Raw genomic sequence first — 22,857 nt, 5'->3', positions numbered from 1 at the left:
CCCCTCCTGTTCTAAAATTGAATTGTTTCTATGATTCCTGTTTTGACTCGATCAGTCGTCGGTACATAATCATCCTCAATGGAGAATTGTGGTACAGGAACGTCAAATCCTGTAACCCGTTTTATCGGTGCCTTCAAGTAGACAAGCGCTTCATCGTTAATAATTGAAATGATTTCTGCTCCCATTCCTGCTGTTTTGTGGGCTTCATGAACAACCATTCCTCTGCCCGTCTTTTTCACTGAATCTACAATTGTATCTCGATCTAATGGGTATATTGTGCGCATATCAACGATTTCACATGAATACCCATGCTCTTTTTCAATTTGCTTCGCTGCCTCTTCTGCTACTCTCACCATAGGACCCCAGGCAAAAATAGATAGGTCCTCGCCTTCCTGCACGACTCTTGCTTTTCCAATTGGTACACGATATAACTCTTCTGGCACTTCTTCTTTAAAGGCACGATATATTTTAGTTGGTTCTAAAAAAATGACCGGATCTGGATCTTCAATCGCAGAAATTAACAAGCCTTTTGCATCATATGGTGTACTAGGTACGACTACCTTTAAACCTGGAACATGTGCGAATAGGGTCTCCACACTTTCTGAATGTAGCTCTGGTCCACGAATACCAGCACCATAAGGAGTGCGAATAACCATTGGCACATTGTACTGACCACGCATACGGTATCTCATTCTGGCAGCATGGGAAACAATTTGTTCAAATCCCGGATAAATAAAAGCAAGAAATTGAATTTCCACGATGGGAATCATTCCATTTAAGCCAAGCCCAACAGCAGACCCAATAATTCCAGCCTCTGCTAACGGTGTATCAACAACTCGATCAGCTCCGTACTTTTCAATTAAGCCCTCTGTTGCTCGAAACACACCGCCATTTATTCCAATATCTTCACCCAGCAGCATGACACGTTGATCCTCTGCTAGTTTTTGATCCATTGCTTCTGTTATTGCTTGAATGATGGTTAATTTTCTGCTCATGCGTGTATCCCTACCTTTACTCCTCGTTTAGGCAGCTCTCTCTCTTGCTCGATCGCCATCCAGCTTGGTTCTGCATAAACATGCTTGAACATGTCTTCCGGTTTAGACTTCGGATAGCTTTCTGCTGCAACCAAGGCATTCTCAATATCTATGCCAACTTTTTCTTGTAAGGCTGCTTCTTTGGATTCGTCCCAGAGTCCTCGTTTTTCAAGGAATATATTAAGCCGAGATATCGGATCTCGCTGTGTTCGCCATTCCTCTGATAATCTGTCCTGATCACGATATTTCTTAGGATCATCCGCTGTTGTATGTGCCCCATAACGAAAGGTAATCGCTTCAATAAGAGTAGGACCCTCTCCAGCGAATGCCCGTTCAATTGCTTCCTTCACAGTTAGCCACACAGCAAAAATATCATTCCCATCAATTCTGAGCCCCTTTATATCATATGCAGCAGCACGTTGGGCAATCGTTTCTGAAGCTGACTGCATTGAGAACGGCACGCTGATAGCATATCCGTTATTTTGACACAGAAAAATGGTAGGAGTTTTAAATACCCCAGCAAAATTTAAAGCTTCATGAAAATCACCTTCAGAGGTAGCTCCGTCCCCAAAATAGGCGATACTAACATGTTTCTCATTCTTCAGCTTGCTCGCCCATGCAGTTCCTACCGCATGCACCATATGCGTCGCAATTGGTACGCAAGGAGCCATAATTCTTCTATTATCAGGACTAATGCTTCCTTCCATATGTCCCATCCAATATAAAAAGATGCGTTCCATGGTCTGACCGTGGACGATACTCGCCGCATGATCCCGATAAGTCGGGAACAACCAGTCTCCGGGAGACAAAGCTAACGCACTTCCTACCTGAGAAGCTTCCTGCCCGCTAAACGGAGCATAGGTACCCATTCTTCCCTGGCGCTGCAAATTGATTGATTTACGATCAAACGCTCGGACCAGCACCATCTGTTCATACATGGTGACCATCATTTTTTCGTCCAACTTGCCTTCTATATTTTCTAATAGCTCACCTTTGGGAGTAAGTACTTGATATAGATTGGTCATTGATGTTCCCTCTCTTTCTATCTTTTACAAGGCTATCCATTACAAATGAAATCGCTTTCATTTAATTTATGAGCAAAAATCATGCCATTTACTGAAACACACGATTTAGCAGGTTAATAATAAGTCTGAATGTACTCCTAATGCAGTTTTGCATATGCAGTTTTGCATAATAATGCTCAATTCTGACTATTTTGTATTTACACCTCTCAGAATATTCTTTACACTTAAGGTAATTCACTTAGTTAGGGAAGGGTGGGATCATATGCATCAGACTAAATATTTTCAAGCAAATAATACAAATGAGTTGGTAACCTTGATCACCACCATTTTTAATACGTCACATGATGGGTTGGCAATTTGTGATCATAACGGTTTTGTCCTTCTCTATAACGATGCGTATCTCTCCATAACGGGGATTCCTGCTGCCATTCTGGATACCTATAGTTTTATCGAACAATTGGATCTGCATATCGTCTCAGATTCTTCAGGTGTACGCGCGCTCCAAACCAAAAAGACCCACAGCATCGTGATTGAATATGAAAACGGAAAGACCACCATTAATACGGCAACACCTGTACTTGACCATAATCAGAAATTATTATTCGTAGTAGGTAATGTAAGAGATATAACTGAGCTTAATCAGCTTCAACGAGATCTGGAACAAACACGCCAGATTTCATCTACCTATCAAAAAGCTCTGGAACAGATTCAAAATGGCAATATTTTTGCTGATCAGCTCATTTACAGAAGTGGTACGATGCACCGTATCGTATCACTTGCTGAGCGATTTGCTAAAAATGACTCGCCCATCTTGTTGTTAGGTGAATCTGGAGTTGGTAAAGATGTTCTTGCAACCTATATTCATAAGCAAAGCGGTAGATCAGGCGAATTCATCAATATTAACTGTGGCGCCATTCCCAATCACTTGCTAGAGTCTGAGTTATTCGGATATGAAAAAGGAGCTTTTACTGGAGCGAATCAGTCAAAAGAGGGATTATTTGAATTAGCAGATAACGGTACGCTTTTTCTCGATGAGATTGGGGACCTTCCATATGAGCTGCAAGTGAAACTCTTGAATGTATTACAGGACGGTAAGATTAGAAGATTGGGAGGGAAGAAAGTACGGCTGGTAAATATGCGAATTATTGCCGCGACGAATAGCGACCTGGAAGCAATGGTAGAAGAGAAGAAATTCCGTCGCGATCTCTTTTATCGTCTAAACGTATTATCCATTACCATACCACCGCTTCGAGAAAGAAAAGAGGATATTCCGGCTCTCATCTTTTATTATCTAAACAGATTGGAACAGAAATACGGTATCGAAAAACGTCTGGATACCGGAACGCTGGAGAAATTAGTGGATTACAGTTGGCCCGGGAATATCAGGGAGTTAAAAAACGTAATGGAGCGAACCTATCATCTGTGTGACCATGACAAAATCACCTTCGAACAGCTTCCCTCTACTATTCATCCTGTGAGTAACGAACTCGAACCTACTAGAATGTGGGATATGGAAAAGCCCTTACTTCTTAAAGAAGCTGTTCAGAGATTCGAAAAAGAGTACATCGAAAAAATGTTGGCCCAATCCTCAACCATGCAGGAGTGTGCCGATAAACTAGGAGTTAACATCTCGACATTAGTACGTAAAAAAAGAAGCCTACGAGTAAAGTAATTCCAAACTTTTCATTCAGTTTGATGCAAAATAAGCCAAGAGACTGTATTTTAACTGACAGTCTCTTGGCTATTATTCATTCATTCTTCCCTATTCATTGCTCTTCTTATAAACTTCTTCCCCACCAACAACTGTGGAGAGTACAGTAATATCCTTCAATTCGCTTTCAGGAACAGTCATGATATCTCTGTCGATTACAATAAAGTCAGCTAGTTTACCAACAGTTAGCGATCCTTTGATCTTTTCTTCAAATGCTCCTTCAGCTGCCCAGATGGTAAATGCCTTAATAGCCTCTGTTCGGTTCATCTTTTCTTCTGGATACCATCCACCATCCGGACTTCCTTCTCGATCCATTCTTGTTACTGCTGCATAAATTCCGTGGAAAGGATTGATCAACTCAACTGGCGCATCCGATCCTCCCACAATATGTGTACCCGCATCAATCGCCTTTCTCCAGGCATAAGCATATTTGATTCGTTCTGGACCTATCCGGGTCTCAGCCATGTTCTTGTCGGAGGTAGCGTGAGTCGGTTGCATGGAAGGGATGATTCCCAAATCAGCCATCCTTCTGATTTCTTCTGCAGTAGCAATCTGATAATGCTCGATTCTCCACCGGTGATCATCAAGCGGATTTTCTTTCAACACTTTTTCATATGTGTCGATGACTTGCTGGATTGCACCGTCCCCGATTGCGTGTGTTGCCACTTGCCATCCATTTTCACGCGCTTCTTTTACCAATCGATATAATTCTTCATCCGTAAATCGATAATTACCTTTATGACCTGGTCGATCGCTGTAATCTTCCAGCATCGCGGCGCTTCTTGAACCAAGCGAGCCGTCGCCTACCAGTTTAAGAGAGCTCACGGTTAGCCGGTCACCATATAAGCCATTTTCCGGGCCTTTTTTATAATAGTACTCCAGGCTTTCACCTGTTTCTCCACCTTCTCCATTGGCAACCATAACATTTAATCTTACTTTGAGTTCACCTTTTTCATACAGCTTCTTCATATCATTAATATAACTGAGGTGCGTTCCTGCATCCGATGCACTAGTAATACCGTTAGAGAAGAGTTCCGATTGTGCTTTTAATAAGCCCTCTTCTATACGGTCTTGGCTGTATTCTGGAACTTTAGAATAAACTGGATCACCTGCTGTGTCTATGAGGACACCAGTTGCTTCTCCCTTGCTATCTCGAATGATTTCTCCACCTTGTGGGTTAAGAGTCTCTTTCTTGATACCGCCCAATTCCAGAGCCTTGGAGTTAACCCAGATAGAGTGGCCATCTACTCGATCTAGCAATACCGGATTATTCGGTGCTACAGCATCAAGCTCTTTTTTCGTTGGAAATTGCTTGTCAGGCCATAATTCATGATTCCAGCCATTTCCAATAATCCATTCGCCTGCTGCGCGTTTCGACGCCTCCTCCTTAACCAGCTTCAATATATCTTCTTTAGGTTTATTAAATCCATTAATTTGCAAAAGATTAATCCCGATCGATGGAAAATGGATATGCCCATCATTTAAGCCTGGAATTACTGTTTTTCCTTGTAAATCAATCACCTTCGTCTTGGGACCTATGTATTTCTTCGATGTTCCGTCTTTTCCCACGTGAATCAGCTTCTGACCTTTAATTGCCACTTCACTAGCTTTTTTCACCTGATCATCCATTGTATAAATGTTCCCATTCACGTAAACGGAGTCAGCTACTTCCTCTACAGCTACAGCTGAAGCAGCACCTGAGAACATGCTTACTAATAAAATCATACTAATTGCCGAGGACATTATCTTTTTCATGGATTCTTCGCCTCCTACTGGATACCTTGTACTGTGATTCCAAAGATTCAGAACAGGATTACTTGGCCTCCCTTCCACGAAATATGGATGTACATCTTATGTTTTTACCTATATTTGTATTTTTCCATCATATATGGTGTGGTTAAAAATAGTCAAGTAATTATCTGATTTATATGAATTTTCTGAATAATATAAGTAGGCTTTGAAATTCCATTTATTGTGAAGGATCGTTTAATCATACCTTCGGTGGAGAAAAAGCTGGCACTACTTTAGTGAATGTTTTTCATACTATGTAGTGCCTTAATAAAGTAATTCCTTTCTGATACATCTATAAATAAACAAAAAGCATCTTCGCACGTACAAATACATGCAAGAAGATGCTTTTTTGATATTATAGCTTGGTACGTAAGCTCCATAGCTCTGGAAAAAATCTATGATCCAAGGCTCTTCTCAGATAGGAAACACCAGAAGATCCTCCTGTTCCTTGTTTTTGCCCAATAATTCTTTCTACAGTACTCATATGGTTAAAGCGCCATTGCTGTTGCTGGCTCGCAATATCAACCAATTTTTCAGCCAGTTCGTACAAATCCCAGTACTGGTCCACATTGCGATAAACAGTTAACCAAGCTTCCTCTACGCTTTCATTAGGCTGATAAGCTAGTGTCCAATCCCTATCCAGGCATTCCGCATCAACAGGTAAGCCACGTGTCGCCATTGCTCTAATCGCTGCATCGTAAATACTTGGTTCATTCAGCGCATTAACCATTATGGTGTGTAACTCAGGCTGATGCTCGTACACAGCTAAGACATGTGGATTTTTATATCCTAAAGCAAATTCAATGATTCGATTCTGATAAGATTGGAATCCAGAAGAATGACCCAGTTTATCTCTAAATTGCATATAGTCTGAAGGTGTTAAGGTAGAAAGAACATCCCACGATTTAATTAATTGTTGTTGGATACGAGAAACTCTAGATAACATCTTAAAAGCAGGTTCCAAATCATTTTGGCGGATACAAGCGATTGCCGCATGAACTTCATGTAGAATCTGCTTCATCCATAGCTCACTCACCTGATGAATCACGATGAACAACATTTCATCGTGATGATCAGAGAGCCTGCTTTGACTAGCTAACAATTGATCCAATTTAAGATAATCCCCATACGTCATTTCCTTTTGAAAATCAGTATGAATCTCTTTCTCAAGACCTGACTTTTCTTCGTGATTATTCTTTTCCATTTGTGACATGCGCGAGGTCACCCTTTCGATATGCTACCCGTTTTATGTATAACATCTGATTACATTTGAATTAATCGCATTACCTCAGCACGAATAGTCGGCCAAACTTTAGAAGCCGGATTTGTAATTTCAAAATGCTCAACCTCAGGTAAAATAATTACCTTCATTGCATCTCCCTGTTTTTTGGCAATCTCTTCATATTTCGCATTTAATTTAAATGGAACATTTACATCCAAATCTCCATGAATTAAGACATGAGGCACTTGGAGTGGAAGTAGATTTACAGGGGAAGCCTGTGCGTATCTCTCGGATAATTCGTAAGGAGATCCGCCCATCAGATCCGCAACGGGATTTTCAATCTCTACTGTAGAAAAGGTTTGTTGTTTATAATCAAAGATTTTCCACATTTGTTCTAAGTCCAGAACACCACCGAGACTAATTGCCCCTTTTAATGGAAGAGGATCTGTAGTATTTCGTAGTTCACTCTCTTCGGGTAAACGATGACGTCCAGCAGTCCATATTGCCAGATGTCCTCCTGCCGAATGTCCAATAACAACAACAGAGGAAAGGTCTAGATTATAAGTGGGAGCTAACGTACGTACATAATCTGTAGCCAGTGATACATCCTGCATGGTTCCAGGATAGCTACCTCCTTCATTACCAACTCTTCTATACTCAATATTCCAGGTTGCTAGCCCATGTTGTGTCAAATCTTCCGAAACCGCTTCCAATAAATCAAGCCCATACACTGATTTCCAGAACCCACCGTGAATGACAACAACCACCGGGTATGGCCCAGCTGTATCTGGTATTCGTAAATCGCCAAACTGATTGGGATCATCTCCGTAGTGTAATCGTATGACCTTGTTTTCCTTGCCTTCCATATGTGTACTCATCTGGATTGTGCACCTCTCTTCACTAGATATGAATTCACACGCCTTACGGTAATGCTCATACAGTGGGAAAAGCTGCTCGTACCTATCCTCTGATTCTTCCTTTTCTCATCACTATTATCACCCTAAAGTTATCATGTGAGAAAATGAAATGCTATCATTATTTTTAAAATTCAAATAATAAAGCTTTAGGTAAATAATAACTTGATTAAACATGATTTCCTGCTTATTTTTCTTCTGCATTATCAATCGGTACAAAATAATGATCCTTCCGATAACACAATGCCTCCATCGTTGCTATTAATTCGTCGTCACTTTCAACCCGAATTTTATACCATGCTGTCCGAAAGTTTTTCTTCTCTTCCGTAGCGATTGCTCTTAGCTTCGAGCCTTTCATCCCTGCCGACATGAAATTGACCGTTGTTGTTAACCCAACAGATGTTTTTCCATATGAATTACATGCTGCTGCGAATACATAGTCAGCTAAAGCAAAAATGATTGCACCATGAACGGTCCCATGAGAGTTTAACATATGATCCTTAGCCTCTAACTCCGCAGTCGCAGTGCCTTCTCCTAATTCAATTAATTTGATCCCTAAGTACTGGGCATAAGGCTCTTGCTCGAACGTTTCAACGATTTGCTGATAATTTCTTTGATGGACTTCTTTTTCATCAATATATTTTTTCATGAGTGCCTCCTACAAGTTAGTAGTATAATGTGTTTTTACCTATAAATTATTATAACATTTAAAATATTTTAATAACTATTAGATTTACATTTCAAGTGTATCTTCTATCATCCATGGACAATTATACTATCTGAGATGAATTCAAATGAAAAAGCCAAGGAGTTAGATACACCTTGGCTTCTCGTTTCACACATGATTACCCAACTTATTTCAGGTAGGAAAGTGCTGTTTCCGGATCAAATCCTAATACCCAATTTCCGTTAATATTGGTTTGAGGTACTCCCATTTGACCTGTTGTTTCTACTAATTTTTGCGCCGCTTCCTGATCTCTTTGCACATTTACTTCTTTGTAAGGTAATCCTTTTGAATCCAAGAAATTTTTCATATGAACACAGTACGGACAAGTATCTGTAGTATAAACAGTGATATCATTCATTTTTCATATCCCCTTTATTGTTTTATTGATAGACCCATATGAGTATGGTATCCTAATTTCTTGCAATAGGCAAAATAAGAGTAACCCGAAAGTATAATTCATTTGAACCAAATTATTTCGAACCACCCTAGTAGCTTACTCTCTCAATGAGTATGATGAACTGCGCAACGGTTAGGTCCGATTTCAAGCTCTTGTTTTTCTTCGAGTGTGGCACTTCGCATCCCACGATTAATCGCTACGATTTCTTCAAAGTTAGGTGGAGTCTCACTTGACGTTGCAGCAGCAACTACCTCAACAAATTCGTCGACTGTTTTCCCGTTCATGACATCATTCATTTTTCGGATATGTCCCAACGTATTACCAATATAGCCAGCTTCATGCAACTCTTCGGCAAACTTGGCATAGTGACCTGGAAGAACAATAACGTCATCAGCGATTTGTGCAACTTTACCGTATACCGTGTGATAAAGGTCAGCTGCCCACTCTCTTGCTTTTCCCCCAAGGTCAGGACGTCCTAGCCCCGTTACAAAAATCGTATCTCCTGAGAACAGCACTTTTCCATTTACAAGGAAGGATACACTACCAGGAGTATGTCCTGGTGTTTTGACAGCCAAAACTTCTAAAGTAATAGAAGCGAAGGTGAGTACTTCATAGTTTTCTAGTGAATGGAAATCTAGCACTGCCCCTTCTGATTTCATCAAATAATAGTTTGCTCCTGTTTTTTGTGCCAATTCATGTCCACCTGAAATATGATCAGCATGTAAATGTGAGTCTACTACATGCGTAATCGTAGCTCCCTGTTCATTGGCAAAATCAATATAACGATCAACGAAGCGTGATGCGTCTACTACTAGAGCTTCTTCACCAGATGTAACCATATAGGATAAACATCCTTTGCCCACACGAATAAACTGGTGAACCGTAATTTCCTGATCCTGATACACTTTTACTGGATATAAGTACTCATTCCATCCCTTCATGCCCCCAATCAAATAGTTAGCTTGTAGTCCTGCTGCTTCTTCTAGCATCTCCGCCACCATGATGGATGAACCTTCTTTCGCGCAGATAACAATTACATTTCTGTCTTGAGGGAGCTTGTCCATAACATGCTCTACGCCATCGATCAGTTCAAAGTATGGAATGTTCAGATATTCAACCTCTTTCCCTTCTACTTTCCAATCATTGAAATCAAAAACATTTCTAACATCAAAGATAAAAATGGGTTCATTCTTTACAAGTAATTCATTTAGCTCTTTCGGTGATAAGCCTTTCATGTACAATTTCCTCCAAGTCAATTACCCCTAGGGGTATTATTTTAGTCAAATTTTTTTGTTACATCAGAATGTCCAGCCAGATTTTAATCGATGTTGCTACAATAAGTCCTGCTAACAAGAATTGAAGTACTTTTGTATTCATTTTTTTGCCTAAGCCAGCACCGATTGGAGAGGCGATAATACTTGCGATAATCATGATAGCAGCAGGTCCATAATCTATTTGTCCAGTTGAGATCTTCCCTACGGTAGAACCGATGGATGAGATAAATGTAATGGCTAGCGAAGTGGCAATCGTCATTCTAGTAGGTATTTTCAGGACAACAAGCATGATGGGAACCAGAATAAATGCACCTGCTGCACCTACAATTCCTCCACCGATCCCTACAACAAATGCCAAAATACTGGCTATCCACTTATTAAAGGTAACTTGAGAGAGCGGCTTATCATCTAGCCCCTTTTTCGGGATAAACATCATCACTGCCGCTATCGTTGCCAACATTGCATATACAATGTTGATCGCAGCCTCACTTAACAACTTGGAGCCAAAGCCACCAATAAAACTACCCACCAAAATACTTGCACCCATATACAGGATCAAGCTTTTGTTTAAGTAGTTGCCCCTCCGGTATGCCCATACACCTGCGATCGTGGCAAAGAGGACCTGGATGGCAGAGATTCCCGCAACTTCATGAGCTGTAAATGCCGCAAATCCCAGTAACGGTGGGATATATAAAAGCATGGGGTATTTAATGATGGACCCACCAATCCCTACCATTCCTGATATCAAGGAACCAACGAACCCAATCATAAAAATCGTGATCATAAAGCCTATGTCCATCTTGTCACCTCTTTTCTTGTGTAGATCATTCCACAGCTGTAATCATAGTTGTTACTGCTTTTCCTGCCTCAATAACATACCCCATACGGTATTTACACATTGATTATATACCCCTATAGGTATGTTGTAAACAGTAATTTTACATCTTTTAAACTTTTTGCGCTTGCATACGCATACAATCTACTATCTACTTTCTGAAACAACAAAACGGCCATGACCGTTTTGTTGATCGCAAGCGGTCACATCCAATTTTATGAAAAACGTCGAGACGTTTTTCATAGAAAAAAACCTACTGCCGTTTTCTCATTCTCGAAAACGGCAGTAGGTTTTATCCGTACTGATAACTCTATTAAAACAAGTTTTATTCTTATCTGTTTTTCAAAAGATCGTGGATTAGGCATCCGCCTAAAAAAATAGCCCCTAAGTAGCCGATCGCACCTATCGCAGGGATTCCCAGAATCTTGGGTTGCATATCTGTTGTACAGATTAGGCTTGAGCCAATTAAGAGGGCAGCGCTGACAAGACAAATTACCATTTTATTGACCATATGATTAATTTGTCTCAGCGGCTCTTCTGCTCCTGTTAATTCCAAGTTCATTTTGGCTTGTCCTTTCCTCGCCATTCGCAATATGTCCGAAATCTGAGTTGGAATATCAATAGATTTTTTAAACAGTTTATGAACAGATTTCCCTCTATTTTGAAGCTCTTTTTCCAAATCAAATTGAAGAAAGAGATGCTCTGACATGTGAGTAGATAATATCTTAAGAAAATTTACCTCAGGACAACAAGTTCTCAGGATTCCTTCCAACGTAATAATTCCCCGTCCCAGAATCGTGATACCAGTTGGCATCGCGATTTGATGATCTTTTATTAGATTAATCAGTTCATTAATCAAGCTGCCAAGGTCCAGATTCCCTAGATCAACATGTCTGTATTTAACTAACATGTCCTCAATGTCAGAGTAGAGACCTGTGTAATTAATATTTCCTTTTGGAGTACCAATGGTGAGAAGTGAATGGATTATTTCATAACTATCATTCTCTACCATAGCTAGTACGACTTTTTTTAACTGCTCTTTATCTCGATTGGATAACCGTCCTACCATTCCGAGGTCGAGCCAGACTATTTTGCCCTCTCTAATCCAGATGTTCCCCGGATGAGGATCTGCATGAAAAAATCCGTCGTCTAGCACTTGTTTCGTATAATTTTCAGCCAGTTTCATTCCAATTTCGTTCAGATCATACCCATGACTCATCAGTCTTTCCAGAGAATCAATCTGAATTCCCTCAATATATTCCATGACTAACACCTTGGAGGTAGACAGGTGGCGATATACCTTCGGACATGTCACATATTCGATCTCTTTGTTCAGCTCATAAAACTCTTTACAATTTTCTGCTTCCTTCAAAAAGTTCATCTCTTGCTGGGCAACCACCCACATCTCATCGATAATGGCAGTAAAATTAATTAAACCATCCATTGCTCCAAATACTTGTAACAGCTTAGATGCTTTCTTAAGCAAAACAATATCTTGTGCCATTGTTTCATAGATTCCAGGGCGTTGTACCTTTATCACGACTTCTTTTCCACTTGTCAGTGTCGCAGCATGGACCTGAGCTATTGAGGCTGAACCAAGGGATTTTTCATCAATATGCGTAAATATCTCATGAACAGATACCCCATATTCCTCTTCCACCAGCTTAATCACCTTGGAAAACTCCACAGGTCTTACCTCTGCCCTCAGTTTAACCAATTCATCACAATAACTCTTTGGCAACATATCAGAACGCAAAGACATAATCTGTCCGAATTTAACAAAGGTCGGCCCTAAATCTTCTAGAATCATACGTAGTTTTTCGGGAGAAACACCACGAATCACATCGTGGCGTTTCAGGACCTGGATCATTTCTTTTAATCTTGCTGAGGATGTATCTCTTTGTCCATTCTTATTCCTCTGTTTTCTCCACTCCATCCTCTTTATTCTCCATTTCAGCAAGTTTTCTCTTCAACATTGCAATTTCTTCAGGGTTCAGATTGTCTAGCATATCTACTACAGTGGTAGTAGTCGGTTTCTCTGTATGACTCTGTGGAGAGTGCTTTTTAAAGCTCTCCTGTACATTCCGTTTGAGCTCTTCATTTAATACTTTACCTTGCTCTACGGTAATTTCTCCTTTTGTAATCAGCTCATCTAATAGGGTTTTGGATCTTTCTGCGGTTACAGCTACAGCGCCAATACCTGCCAATAAAATTTTTTTCATGTCATCGTTAATACCCATGATTTATTCCTCCCAATATTTGATGTGTTCAGGTAATTTATTTTTCCTCTTGAAATCAGGAAAGGGAGTAGTCAAACAAACAAGTATACAAGTTAGTAACTTACTTATCTCAATCATATCATATTAAAATTGTTAGAAATGTCTGTTCATCATTTATCCTTTTTTTTTCACCGATTAGTAAACTCTTTATTAAAATAACAAAAACGCCTATGAACTCGTTTTAAGCAAAACGAATCAATAGGCGTTTCACCGTATATATTTTGTAAGAAAATCATAGAATTTGCTATTTACTCAATCATATTTCTTGTGGTCCCGTTGTAATGGTGGGAATGCGGACGCCTTCCATTTACAGTTGTATACCCTTCAAAATAATGAACGTGTCCCCCAGTTGGCACACTGATAGCGGGTCCTGTTACTCCCTCAATTACGTGCTGGTGACCATCATTAACGGAAGTTAGTGTACGGTATTGATGAACATGGGGTACTCCAGTCGGTGCTGGTTCCGTTTCTCCGATATATTTATGATCATGCCTGTCATCTACTGAAGTCGTACCAGCAAACATGTGCCTATGTGTTACGGTTATCCCATTCCAAGAGGTGAGATATAATTCATGTGAGTGAGTTGCTGTTGAATCATCGGAATGGAATAAATATCCTGTAATAGGAATTCTGTTCATTTTATAACCCCTTTGCCCAGTTTGTTACATAGTATGAAAGAGCACAGGGATTGGCATGGGCGTATAGAAATTTGGGGTGGTATTTTTCATACGAAAAATAAAAAAATACCCGAGCAATGGACATTATTGAATCCATTACTCGGGCGTTCCAGCTCACTTCTGGATTCTCATATAATTAGCGGAAAATTCTCATAACTTGAGGTTTTATTTCATGTAGCAAATCCTTCATCGTATAACCCCCTCTTTCATTAGGAGACACCGAGAGCTACCGCAGCTAGCAAAGCCACACAAGCAATTAAAGCCCAGCCAAGAATTAATTTCCAAATAAATGTAACCCATCTCTCATAAGGAATTCCAGCAACAGCCAGGTACCCCATTAGTGCTGAAGATGTAGGGATAATGGAGTTGGTAACAGAGTCACCGTATTGGAAGGCAAGAACGGCAATCTGCCTTTCTAATCCTAGTAAATCCGTAATGGGAACCATTATTGGCATAGTCGCAGCAGCCTGCCCACTACCTGACGAAATGAATAAATTCAAAATCGCCTGACCAAAAAACATACCTACTACATTTAATGCTTGTGGCAGATGACTGATCCCTGATGCCATCATAAAGACAACGGTATCGATGATTTTCCCTTCTTCTAGCACTACTGTAATCGCCCTCGCAAAGCCAACGATTAAAGCACCAAACGTAACTGCTTTTGCTCCCGCTATAAATGAATCGAATAGTTTTCCTAGTTGTAAACCGCCTACCAAGCCACTAATAATCCCCATGATCATAAAAGAAGCAGTGAGCTCAGTTAAAAACCATCCCCATTTAAATACACCATAAACATTAAAGGCGAGACCACAAAGCATAACAAGAAAGACTAGCTTGTGGCGTCCGGTCAATTCCGGGAATTCGCCTAATCCGGTTCCTTGTTTTTCATTTTGTTCTATATCATAAATGACACTATTCGCAGGGTTTTGCTTCACCTTATTCGCATATCGACTTACATACCAAATCGCAAACACCAGTACAAACAGATAGACAACAAAACGGAAACCAATTCCAGAGAAAAGAGGTACTTCAGCAAGTGATTGAGCAACCCCTACCGTAAACGGATTCAGCATACCTCCAAAAAAACCGCTGGCCGCGCCAAGAGTAATCATAGCCGTTCCCGTAACGGCATCAAAGCCCATCGCTCTTGCTAAGGCAATCCCAATTGGTACGAAAATGATGGTTTCTTCTGCCATCCCCATGGTAAAACCACCGATAGAAAATAGAATCATGCTCAAGGGGATTAGTAACCGTTCACGTCCTTCAAGTGAACGTACACCTTTAAAAACCCCTGCTTCAATCGCACCCGTCGATCGGATAATTCCAAATACGCCACTAACAAGAAAGATATAAAAAATAATTTGAGCTCCTTTTTCTAAGCCCATGGGAATAGACGTAAATATTTCAAAAAAGCTGACCGGATCACTTTCAATTGTATGATAGCTGCCATCTACTACGAGCATTCTTCCTGTAGACTCATCCTTGACACGCTCGAATTCACCAGCAGGGACAAAATAGGATGCTAGCCCTGCAAGAATGATGATAATAAAGATAAGCGTGTATGTATGCGGTACTTTAAGCAATGTCTTTTTCTTCGATGATACAGGATTTCTTTCCGTTTCCATCCGTCCACCTCATCACAATGTTAGATGTGCTCTTTTTTAATTGTTAGCTGTTGCAAAGACTCTTCATCAACCACAATCCCAAGACCCGGTTCAGTTGTAAGGTGCACAAAAGGAATATCATATTTCAAATTACCAATGTCCTGACTAAATAGGAGAGGTCCCGTCAACTCCGTACTGGAGATATTTTTTCGTGAGATGGCAGTATGATAGCCTGCAGCTGATCCGATTGAGGATTCTACCATGGACCCGATTTGACAGCTTATCCCAGCACTCTCGGCTGTCTTTGCCAAGTGGATAGCTGGATAAATACCACCGCACTTCATCAATTTAATATTGATTTTATCGGCGGCTTTCTTCTTTATGATCTCCAGCAAGTGCTCTTGGTGATGGATGCTTTCATCAGCCATAATTGGGATGGTTGTCTTCTCTTTTAACTCGGCTAAACCGTCAATATCACCCATTTTGATCGGCTGTTCTAGCCAGGCTAGTTTGTAAGGCTCTAACGCTTTCACAGCAGGTAGTGCATTCGAGTAGGTTCCCCATCCCTGATTCACATCTACCCGAACAGGCACCTTATCCCCCACTTTTTTCCGAACGGCTGCAATACGCTCCACATCTGCATCAATATCCCAGCCCACCTTCAGTTTTAGGGAACTGTATCCTTTTTGGATGGCTTCCTGTGCTTTTTCTGCCATCGCCCTAGGCTCATCAATACTTAGAACTTTTGCGTAGGTAAGCGAATCATGATACTTTCCGCCTAGTAATTCATAAATCGGCAATTTGGTGTATTTTCCTATCAGGTCATAGCATGCAATATCAATGGCTGCTTTAGCTGAAGAATTTCCCGCTATCGACGAATTCATAATATGGTGAATTTTTTCTAACTGAAACGGATTTTGATTTTTTACAGCAGGAAGCAGAACATGTTTTAAGACCTCGAAGGTTGCATAAATGGTTTCTCCCGTTACATGCTCATCTGGGACTGCTTCTCCATATCCTACGAGTCCATTGTCCGCTGTCAATTTCACAATGATAGACGGCATATTCTTGTATGTTTCGTAGGCAATAACAAATGGCTCTTTTAAAGGTAAATGAATGGCATAAATCTCGCATTGAATAATTTTCAATCTGGAGCCCCCCTATACTAATTGTCGCTATTTGTCGTTTAAAACAATATATAATACTATTATTTTTTTGTAAAGTCAGAATATTTTATCTTTATACAAATAAAAATCTTTCATGGAAAGCTTCACGGCTTCAATGAAAGATTTTTATTTAGGTAACTGATTTCAGTTTTTCGGTTGCCACGTATATATTTCGAGGTCTTCCCTGTTCGTATGGATGTTCTTCCCCTACTTGCAAAAGAAATCCTACTTCTTTCAGTCGTTTAATGAATCTTTCAGCAGTTCGGCGAGTGACATTCATATAGGCTTGCAACTCCGCGGCTGAAAATGTACCAAAATTGTTTACTGTAATAAATCGCTGAATAATTTTTAGATTTTTCGCACTCATTTTCAGTTCATTAGCTAGTTTTTGGATAGCTGGATCTTCGTTTTTCAGTTCAACATAGCTTTTTTTCTCAAGTAATGGTCCAAACAATTTTTGATCCTCATCTACCAGGCAAGTAATCGTTTTATTCTTCAGAAATTTCTCCGTAAAAAACAAGGCTTGAGCCGCATGATTTTCTGCCTCCTGGATCGTATATCCATAACCGATACCAATTTGAAACAGCGTGTTAAATTCTTTTTCATACTGATTTATTATGGTACGAAAATAATCGTATCCAAAGGCTTGTAATGCTCCACGGGTCGTATAAATCAAATGAGGGTCCTGATATTCTAATGAGACTCTGGCATGCAGGCTTTTACTTACTTTCTGCAATGTAGTCAAAAAGTGCTCGTTTTCCTTCAGGGATTGCTGGCATCCTTGAATCGAGATAATCGCAATCTGTGATTCTTCCGTTTTCTTTAGTTTTAACAAGGATGTAGCCTTTGCAAGACTCTCGAGTAAAGTGTGTTTTGACTCTACCATAAACCTGGATGGAATGGAGAGTTTCTGAAGCTCTTCATAGACAGCATGAATACTCGTCAACGCAAATAGGATCTTACCTTCCTGATATAGCTTGTGGTGAAAATGGATAAATTCTACGATATGTATTTCATTCGTCTCATTCTCTCTACTATATACCCACGGATAATCCTTCACATATAGAGGTCCCTCATCAATTTCTGATTCATTCAGAACCTTTGATAAGCGATTCCGATCGGGTAAATCTACAGATATTTTGTTTAATGGAACCCGTTCCTTATTAGAAATAGATAATAGCGAAAGTGCCATGGTTAATTCATCAAACGGGATGTATAGGGCTTCTTTCTTATGTTTTTCTACTTGTGTGTATCCATAATAGTATGGGATTGATCCTGAAAAGAGTACCAGATTGGTTTGTCTGCATGCTTCATCTATCAAAAGACGGCTTTCTTCAGGCATCTCATATTGAAAGCAAATAAACTCTGCTTCTGGAAACTGAGAAAAGTGCACAGAGACTGAGTCCAGAAAAAACTTTGAACCTATGACACCAATTTTCATCGCGTAGCTTCACCTCCTCTATACGGGAAAAATATTTTTTTGGCTGCTGTAAGAAAAAGTCTTCCAAACTTGTAATACCTACCCTACTCGAACCACATGTTTCTCGTCCTTCGTGTTTACACATAAAATATCATACAACTATTCTACAGGAAAGTGCCCCCTTATTACCGAATTATATCTTCCATTCCCAAAGAACGGAGTATAAATAATCTTATGAAAATAGAACGCCTTCTTGGTATCATCATCTTGTTATTGAATCGCAATCTGGTTCAGGCCAAAGATTTGGCTGAACGTTTTGAAGTATCCATTCGTACGATATATCGAGACATCGAAACTATTAGTCAGGCAGGTATTCCTGTTGTTACTTATCAGGGTATTAATGGTGGAATCGGCCTCGCAGATGGATACCGATTGGACCGTCAACTTTTGACCAACAAGGAATTGATTACGATTGTAACCGCTCTACAAAGTATTGCCACCATTCATCAGCATCCCCAAAACGCGAATCAGGCTTTAGTAGAGAAAATTAATACGATTATACCAAAAACACAATCTGAGCAGTTCCAGTCTCTATCGCAGCAAGTAATCTATGATTTCTCTCAGTGGGGACAGCATTCCAAGCTGGAGGAAATGCTCGAACACCTAAAACAAGCGATTGATAGCAGTACACGAATAAGCTTCATCTATCGAAATGCCAAAGGAGAAGTTAATGATCGCCTTGTGGAACCATATACACTAGTACGAAAAGGACCTTCCTGGTATTTGTATGCTTATTGTTGTAACAAACAAGAATTCCGTTTTTTCAAGGTGTACCGAATGAAAGATCTGCAATATCTGAATGATCCATTTACCCGGAAATCGATCTCTACAAAAGAGCTTCCCTGGAACCAATCCTGGCGCCAGTCTTCCTCGGTAATCTCACTAGTTCTACGTTTTGACCCAAATGCGAGACATCTCGCTGAGGAATATTTTGGGGTTGAGGAGGTACAACCTGATCAGGACGGCTATTCACTTGTCTATGCCTCGTTTCCTGAGGATGATTGGCTTTATGGGTTTATTCTTAGCTTTGGTCCGTTACTGGAAGTGATAGAACCTATTCATGTACGGAAGCGTATTATAGAATTATCAGCAGAGATCGTAAAAAAATATGAACAAAATAAGTAAACCTGACAGAAAGTTGTCAGGTTTTGCCGGTTATACTGGTGTTATTCAAGAGAAGGAGTGATAAACATGACGTTACCTACTTTTTGTCAAAGTTGTAGTATGCCGCTAGGAGAAGCTGTTCTGGGGACTGAAAAAGATCAAAGCAAATCAAAGGATTACTGTATCTATTGCTATAAAGATGGCGCATTTACCTATCCCGACTGCACAATGGAACAAATGATTGAAATCTGTGTCCCTCATATGATTCAGGAAAATATGGACGATGAACAAGCACGAGCTATGCTTTTACGTGTACTACCCAACTTAAAGCGTTGGGAAAACCAAGGGGCAACGAGTGTTGATTCAGTCCCTGAACCCCGAATTGAACATCTTGATCCAATCGTGATAGCCGGGATCTCAGCACGTACGACGAATGCATGTGAAATGTCTGGCGAAGGGGTTATCGGTAATCTATGGGAGCAGTATGCTGCCAAGCAATTAGATCAGGTACTAACAGATGAGTCCGCAGTAGCTTATGGTGTTTACTATAATTATGAGAACGGAGCATTGGGAGAATACTCAATAATGGCCGGAAAAAGAGTCAGCTCTACTCAGGGCGTCCCAGAAGGCCTGGACGTGGTTACACTCCCCAAGGCCACCTATGCCGTTTTTACTACCAGACGCGGGCCTCTCTCTGAAGTGGTAATTGAAACATGGCAAGATATATGGAAATGGTCCATGAAAAATGGAGTGTCTCGGACATTCACAGGTGATTTTGAACGATATGACGAACGGTGCATGGACCCTGCCAACGTTGTCGTCGATATCTATATCGCAATTGCTACACCTGAATAATTTTTCTTAGTTGAAATGGACTTTCCCCTCTTCTATAACTCTTCAAAAATTTGATACAAATAAAACAGACGTAGAATCAATCTAGCGTCTGTTTTATTTGTATCATTCTGTTACCTCGTTATTTTACCAAATCAAGCCACCACTGAAACAGACTTCACGAACACCTAATAATTCACCACTCACCAGCTCCACTTCCTTGAATCCTTTCGTTAGCTTACATGCTTCCGATGTTCAAATCGACCTCAATATTGTTTGATCCTTTCATTCTTTTTTCAGAAAGGGTGATTAAAGTGTTTCCCAAGGAGGTAATGAAATGAAATCAATCATTGTGAGGTGGACCTTGTTTGTGTTCATTCTCTTATTAATTTTTCAAGCAACAAATATTGTGAAAGCAGATGACGATCATGGTGATGATCACAAAAAGAGTGAAAAATATGAAAAGCACAAGAAAGATGAACAGAATTTTTTTGATTGGGATGATGACGATCACGACGATGATGATTGGAAAAATGATAATGAAACATATAAAAATGGAACCAGGTCTCTATATGAAAGTAATCTAGTCAAAAATTCATTTTGGAACATATGGACAAGGGAGCCAAGCATTTCTTTACATGAGAATCTACCCATTCAGGATACAAGGGAAGTAATAATTGAACTAAATAACAGAAGCGAAATGTTTTACATAATTCCACAAAACGGACAATTGCTCGTTAAGGGTGAAAAAATAGCAATGTTTCTTAATGCAGAGTCAACATATTATCAACAAAGCAAGATTCTTGAAGTTTCAAAGGACAAAAAAGAACTCATTGTCCGTGCCAGATCCAATGCAGCTTATGAAAATATGGTCAAAACACCAATGCCTACATCGGCTTTCTTTTATGAAGAATCTGTCTATTTGCCCATTTCAGTGATCGCAAATGCTTTCGGTTATAGAGTCAGCTGGAATGCAGAAAAAGAGACCATTATCTTCCAGGAAATATTATAGATGAGGTGAAATAAATGAAAGAAAATACAAAAGCAAAATGGATAGTTGGAATTACGGGAGCAGCTTTCTCGGCATTTATTCTAGGTCAATTAACTGAAAATGAATCTACTGTCAAAAATCCACTGGCAGTTGAAATTAACGACTCAATGAGTGATCGGGAAAAAGAGCTAGTAAAGCTTGATTGGAGTGATTTTTCTGTTCAAGTAATGAATGATGAAAGGAATTCTAAGAATGATCGATCTTCAAGAAGAAGCTAATAATGATAAGATGGAGACTTTAGAATTTAATACGATGAATACTACGTTTTTTATCTCCATTTCAAATAGTAGCATTGCTGATTGGAAATCACCTATCATCTCATGGCTCAAATATATGGAATATGCATTTTCAAGGTTTCAAAACAATAATGAATTATGTAGATTTAACGAGACAAAAAGGGATTCACTTATATACGTCTCCCCTACTCTTTATGATCTATTAAAAAAGGCAGAGGAATACCGTATAAAAACAGAAGGTCGGTTTTCACCATATATGCTCACTCAACTAGAGGAGTATGGATATAAACAATCCTTTCCCTTCGAAACATCCACTAACGAAGAGAAATCAACAAATTATGAAAAGGAGTTTCAACCGTTACTTTTTCATGAAGGCAGTCAAATAACAAAGAAAACAAGCCAAAGAATAGATCTTGGTGGGATTGCAAAGGGCTATGCCGTTGAAGCTGTTTCCAAGTGGTTAAAGAAGCATGCTCATAGTAGATATGGTATTGTCGACGGGGGTGGCGATATAGCGGTATGGTCAAATGGGGAAAAAACCTGGAATATTGGAGTCATGCACCCTTACCACGAAGACCAAGAAGTAGGACATTTTTGCATTCAAAACGGGGGCATCGCCACCTCTAATATTATTTATAGAAGCTGGAGGATGGGAGACACGAAAAAACATCACATTTTAGATGGAAGAACTGGGATGCCTGTCTATTCACCGATTGTTCAAGCATCCGTTGTAACCGAACATTGTCTAGATGCAGAAATTGGCGCAAAAATTTGCTTAATGGATGATCCCACATGTACAAAATCTGTATTAAAGAAAGTTCATGAGCAATTTAGTTATGTTCTTGTTACATTCAATGGTGACTTGAAGCTTGGGGGGACTGTCTAAAATGAGCATTGAGTTATTTTCCATCTGGAATTTCATCCGTTTATCTGGTTTTCTTGCCTTCTTCCTATTTACCTTTTCGATATCGGCTGGTTTGTTAAGCCGCTTTGCGATTTTTCAAAAGAAAAAACTCCTCATGTTGGAGCTTCACCAGACAAGCGGCTGGGCAGGGTTTTTGACTAGCATTTTTCATGTGATACTGCTATGGAAAAATGAGTATGTTCCCTATAAAATCCAGGAAATACTCATTCCTTTTTTAGCTGAAAATGCCACTGTCTTCTCTGCCCTTGGAACGATCTCCCTTTATCTGTTTGTTATCACATTTGCGACATCAGATTTTTTCATAAAAAAATTAGGTCGTGACTTATGGAAGAAAGTCCATCTCATCGTCATTCCGGCGTGGATTTTGATGGTACTGCATAGCATTTTGATTGGTACAGACTCTGAACAACCGTGGGCTTCCTTTCTGTATGGCGCAAGCATTATACTTGTCATCACACTAATCCAATTCAGATATCTGGAAGGAAGACGTAATCCGCTAAATAAGAAAGGTCCAAGAACAAACACATAACTCCGTTACAGAGGAGAGTCAACTGAGAAGCGCCACGTCTTT

Annotated in this window: 22 protein-coding genes; 7 read left to right on the top strand and 15 right to left on the bottom strand. The window is 39.9% G+C overall.

The annotated features are described in order from the left end of the window. Positions 1–11: 11 nt before the first annotated feature. Both LM917_RS03130 and pdhA read right to left on the bottom strand, forming a co-directional pair. Positions 12–995, bottom strand: coding sequence for an alpha-ketoacid dehydrogenase subunit beta (locus LM917_RS03130; protein ID WP_232696037.1), 984 nt, complete (start codon positions 993–995; stop codon positions 12–14). Continuing rightward, positions 992–2,059, bottom strand: a complete 1,068-nt coding sequence (gene pdhA / locus LM917_RS03125; protein ID WP_232696036.1) for a pyruvate dehydrogenase (acetyl-transferring) E1 component subunit alpha — start codon at positions 2,057–2,059, stop codon at positions 992–994. Before pdhA ends, LM917_RS03130 begins: the two co-directional genes overlap by 4 nt. Positions 2,060–2,321: 262 nt before the next feature. Between pdhA and LM917_RS03120 the strand changes: the two genes are divergently transcribed. Next, entirely contained in the window at positions 2,322–3,731 is a 1,410-nt protein-coding gene (locus LM917_RS03120; RefSeq protein WP_232696035.1) for a sigma-54 interaction domain-containing protein, read from the top strand. 90 nt (positions 3,732–3,821) lie between these two features. On the opposite strand, the gene LM917_RS03115 is transcribed toward LM917_RS03120, so the two are convergent. From LM917_RS03115 to LM917_RS03055, 13 genes are all read right to left on the bottom strand, one after another. After that, positions 3,822–5,525: an amidohydrolase gene (locus LM917_RS03115; RefSeq protein ID WP_232696034.1), complete on the bottom strand. Its 1,704-nt coding sequence runs from the start codon at positions 5,523–5,525 to the stop codon at positions 3,822–3,824. A gap of 391 nt (positions 5,526–5,916) precedes the next feature. Further along, positions 5,917–6,765, bottom strand: a complete 849-nt coding sequence (kynA, locus tag LM917_RS03110) for a tryptophan 2,3-dioxygenase (protein WP_232696538.1) — start codon at positions 6,763–6,765, stop codon at positions 5,917–5,919. A gap of 59 nt (positions 6,766–6,824) precedes the next feature. Then, positions 6,825–7,661, bottom strand: coding sequence for an alpha/beta hydrolase family protein (locus LM917_RS03105; protein WP_232696033.1), 837 nt, complete (start codon positions 7,659–7,661; stop codon positions 6,825–6,827). A 223-nt stretch (positions 7,662–7,884) separates the two neighbouring features. Then, the gene (locus tag LM917_RS03100) at positions 7,885–8,346 is read right to left on the bottom strand and encodes a PaaI family thioesterase (RefSeq protein ID WP_232696032.1); all 462 of its coding nucleotides are present in this window, start codon (positions 8,344–8,346) and stop codon (positions 7,885–7,887) included. A 205-nt stretch (positions 8,347–8,551) separates the two neighbouring features. Then, positions 8,552–8,782 carry a glutaredoxin family protein gene (locus tag LM917_RS03095; protein WP_232696031.1) on the bottom strand — a complete coding sequence of 77 codons (231 nt, stop codon included), beginning with the start codon at positions 8,780–8,782 and terminating at the stop codon, positions 8,552–8,554. A gap of 143 nt (positions 8,783–8,925) precedes the next feature. Next, positions 8,926–10,056, bottom strand: coding sequence for an MBL fold metallo-hydrolase (locus LM917_RS03090; protein ID WP_373688752.1), 1,131 nt, complete (start codon positions 10,054–10,056; stop codon positions 8,926–8,928). A 58-nt stretch (positions 10,057–10,114) separates the two neighbouring features. Then, positions 10,115–10,894 (bottom strand): sulfite exporter TauE/SafE family protein, encoded by a 780-nt coding sequence (locus LM917_RS03085; protein WP_232696030.1) that lies wholly within the window; start codon positions 10,892–10,894, stop codon positions 10,115–10,117. Between the two features lie 367 nt (positions 10,895–11,261). After that, complete coding sequence (locus LM917_RS03080; protein ID WP_232696029.1) at positions 11,262–12,866, bottom strand: ABC1 kinase family protein; 1,605 nt, start codon at positions 12,864–12,866, stop codon at positions 11,262–11,264. Further along, a complete protein-coding gene (locus LM917_RS03075) occupies positions 12,841–13,170 on the bottom strand; it encodes a phasin family protein (protein ID WP_232696028.1) in 330 nt (109 codons plus the stop codon). Before LM917_RS03075 ends, LM917_RS03080 begins: the two co-directional genes overlap by 26 nt. A 287-nt stretch (positions 13,171–13,457) precedes the next feature. Next, the gene (locus tag LM917_RS03070) at positions 13,458–13,847 is read right to left on the bottom strand and encodes a YmaF family protein (RefSeq protein ID WP_232696027.1); all 390 of its coding nucleotides are present in this window, start codon (positions 13,845–13,847) and stop codon (positions 13,458–13,460) included. 248 nt (positions 13,848–14,095) lie between these two features. Beyond that, a complete protein-coding gene (locus tag LM917_RS03065; protein WP_232696026.1) occupies positions 14,096–15,514 on the bottom strand; it encodes a YfcC family protein in 1,419 nt (472 codons plus the stop codon). 20 nt (positions 15,515–15,534) lie between these two features. After that, positions 15,535–16,641 carry a mandelate racemase/muconate lactonizing enzyme family protein gene (locus tag LM917_RS03060; protein ID WP_232696025.1) on the bottom strand — a complete coding sequence of 369 codons (1,107 nt, stop codon included), beginning with the start codon at positions 16,639–16,641 and terminating at the stop codon, positions 15,535–15,537. Between the two features lie 148 nt (positions 16,642–16,789). Further along, positions 16,790–18,100: a helix-turn-helix domain-containing protein gene (locus LM917_RS03055; RefSeq protein WP_232696024.1), complete on the bottom strand. Its 1,311-nt coding sequence runs from the start codon at positions 18,098–18,100 to the stop codon at positions 16,790–16,792. A 213-nt stretch (positions 18,101–18,313) separates the two neighbouring features. Between LM917_RS03055 and LM917_RS03050 the strand changes: the two genes are divergently transcribed. The 6 genes from LM917_RS03050 (at position 18,314) to LM917_RS03025 (ending at position 22,815) form a co-directional block, all read left to right on the top strand. Beyond that, positions 18,314–19,264 (top strand): helix-turn-helix transcriptional regulator, encoded by a 951-nt coding sequence (locus tag LM917_RS03050; protein ID WP_232696023.1) that lies wholly within the window; start codon positions 18,314–18,316, stop codon positions 19,262–19,264. A gap of 66 nt (positions 19,265–19,330) precedes the next feature. Then, a complete protein-coding gene (locus LM917_RS03045; protein ID WP_232696022.1) occupies positions 19,331–20,098 on the top strand; it encodes a zinc ribbon domain-containing protein in 768 nt (255 codons plus the stop codon). Positions 20,099–20,411: 313 nt separating this feature from the next. Beyond that, positions 20,412–21,086: a copper amine oxidase N-terminal domain-containing protein gene (locus LM917_RS03040; protein ID WP_232696021.1), complete on the top strand. Its 675-nt coding sequence runs from the start codon at positions 20,412–20,414 to the stop codon at positions 21,084–21,086. A 14-nt stretch (positions 21,087–21,100) separates the two neighbouring features. Next, the gene (locus tag LM917_RS03035) at positions 21,101–21,343 is read left to right on the top strand and encodes a hypothetical protein (RefSeq protein ID WP_232696020.1); all 243 of its coding nucleotides are present in this window, start codon (positions 21,101–21,103) and stop codon (positions 21,341–21,343) included. Then, positions 21,318–22,247 (top strand): FAD:protein FMN transferase, encoded by a 930-nt coding sequence (locus LM917_RS03030; protein WP_232696019.1) that lies wholly within the window; start codon positions 21,318–21,320, stop codon positions 22,245–22,247. The genes LM917_RS03035 and LM917_RS03030 overlap by 26 nt, the downstream gene beginning before the upstream one ends. A gap of 1 nt (position 22,248) precedes the next feature. Next, positions 22,249–22,815, top strand: coding sequence for a ferric reductase-like transmembrane domain-containing protein (locus tag LM917_RS03025; RefSeq protein ID WP_232696018.1), 567 nt, complete (start codon positions 22,249–22,251; stop codon positions 22,813–22,815). Positions 22,816–22,857: the final 42 nt, after the last annotated feature.

The sequence above is a fragment of the Brevibacillus daliensis genome, assembly GCF_021245735.1.
Lineage (GTDB): Bacteria > Bacillota > Bacilli > Brevibacillales > Brevibacillaceae > Brevibacillus_B > Brevibacillus_B daliensis.
Note: the sequence above shows the minus strand (reverse complement) of the source record. Positions and strands in the feature narration are given on the sequence as shown.

Coding starts and splice junctions, on each gene's coding strand:
- LM917_RS03130 (WP_232696037.1), bottom strand. CDS start 995: ATGAGCAGAAAATTAACCATCATTCAAGCAATAACAGAAGCAATGGAT.
- pdhA (WP_232696036.1), bottom strand. CDS start 2,059: ATGACCAATCTATATCAAGTACTTACTCCCAAAGGTGAGCTATTAGAA.
- LM917_RS03120 (WP_232696035.1), top strand. CDS start 2,322: ATGCATCAGACTAAATATTTTCAAGCAAATAATACAAATGAGTTGGTA.
- LM917_RS03115 (WP_232696034.1), bottom strand. CDS start 5,525: ATGAAAAAGATAATGTCCTCGGCAATTAGTATGATTTTATTAGTAAGC.
- kynA (WP_232696538.1), bottom strand. CDS start 6,765: ATGGAAAAGAATAATCACGAAGAAAAGTCAGGTCTTGAGAAAGAGATT.
- LM917_RS03105 (WP_232696033.1), bottom strand. CDS start 7,661: ATGAGTACACATATGGAAGGCAAGGAAAACAAGGTCATACGATTACAC.
- LM917_RS03100 (WP_232696032.1), bottom strand. CDS start 8,346: ATGAAAAAATATATTGATGAAAAAGAAGTCCATCAAAGAAATTATCAG.
- LM917_RS03095 (WP_232696031.1), bottom strand. CDS start 8,782: ATGAATGATATCACTGTTTATACTACAGATACTTGTCCGTACTGTGTT.
- LM917_RS03090 (WP_373688752.1), bottom strand. CDS start 10,056: ATGAAAGGCTTATCACCGAAAGAGCTAAATGAATTACTTGTAAAGAAT.
- LM917_RS03085 (WP_232696030.1), bottom strand. CDS start 10,894: ATGGACATAGGCTTTATGATCACGATTTTTATGATTGGGTTCGTTGGT.
- LM917_RS03080 (WP_232696029.1), bottom strand. CDS start 12,866: ATGGAGTGGAGAAAACAGAGGAATAAGAATGGACAAAGAGATACATCC.
- LM917_RS03075 (WP_232696028.1), bottom strand. CDS start 13,170: ATGGGTATTAACGATGACATGAAAAAAATTTTATTGGCAGGTATTGGC.
- LM917_RS03070 (WP_232696027.1), bottom strand. CDS start 13,847: ATGAACAGAATTCCTATTACAGGATATTTATTCCATTCCGATGATTCA.
- LM917_RS03065 (WP_232696026.1), bottom strand. CDS start 15,514: ATGGAAACGGAAAGAAATCCTGTATCATCGAAGAAAAAGACATTGCTT.
- LM917_RS03055 (WP_232696024.1), bottom strand. CDS start 18,100: ATGAAAATTGGTGTCATAGGTTCAAAGTTTTTTCTGGACTCAGTCTCT.
- LM917_RS03050 (WP_232696023.1), top strand. CDS start 18,314: ATGAAAATAGAACGCCTTCTTGGTATCATCATCTTGTTATTGAATCGC.
- LM917_RS03045 (WP_232696022.1), top strand. CDS start 19,331: ATGACGTTACCTACTTTTTGTCAAAGTTGTAGTATGCCGCTAGGAGAA.
- LM917_RS03040 (WP_232696021.1), top strand. CDS start 20,412: ATGAAATCAATCATTGTGAGGTGGACCTTGTTTGTGTTCATTCTCTTA.
- LM917_RS03035 (WP_232696020.1), top strand. CDS start 21,101: ATGAAAGAAAATACAAAAGCAAAATGGATAGTTGGAATTACGGGAGCA.
- LM917_RS03030 (WP_232696019.1), top strand. CDS start 21,318: ATGATCGATCTTCAAGAAGAAGCTAATAATGATAAGATGGAGACTTTA.
- LM917_RS03025 (WP_232696018.1), top strand. CDS start 22,249: ATGAGCATTGAGTTATTTTCCATCTGGAATTTCATCCGTTTATCTGGT.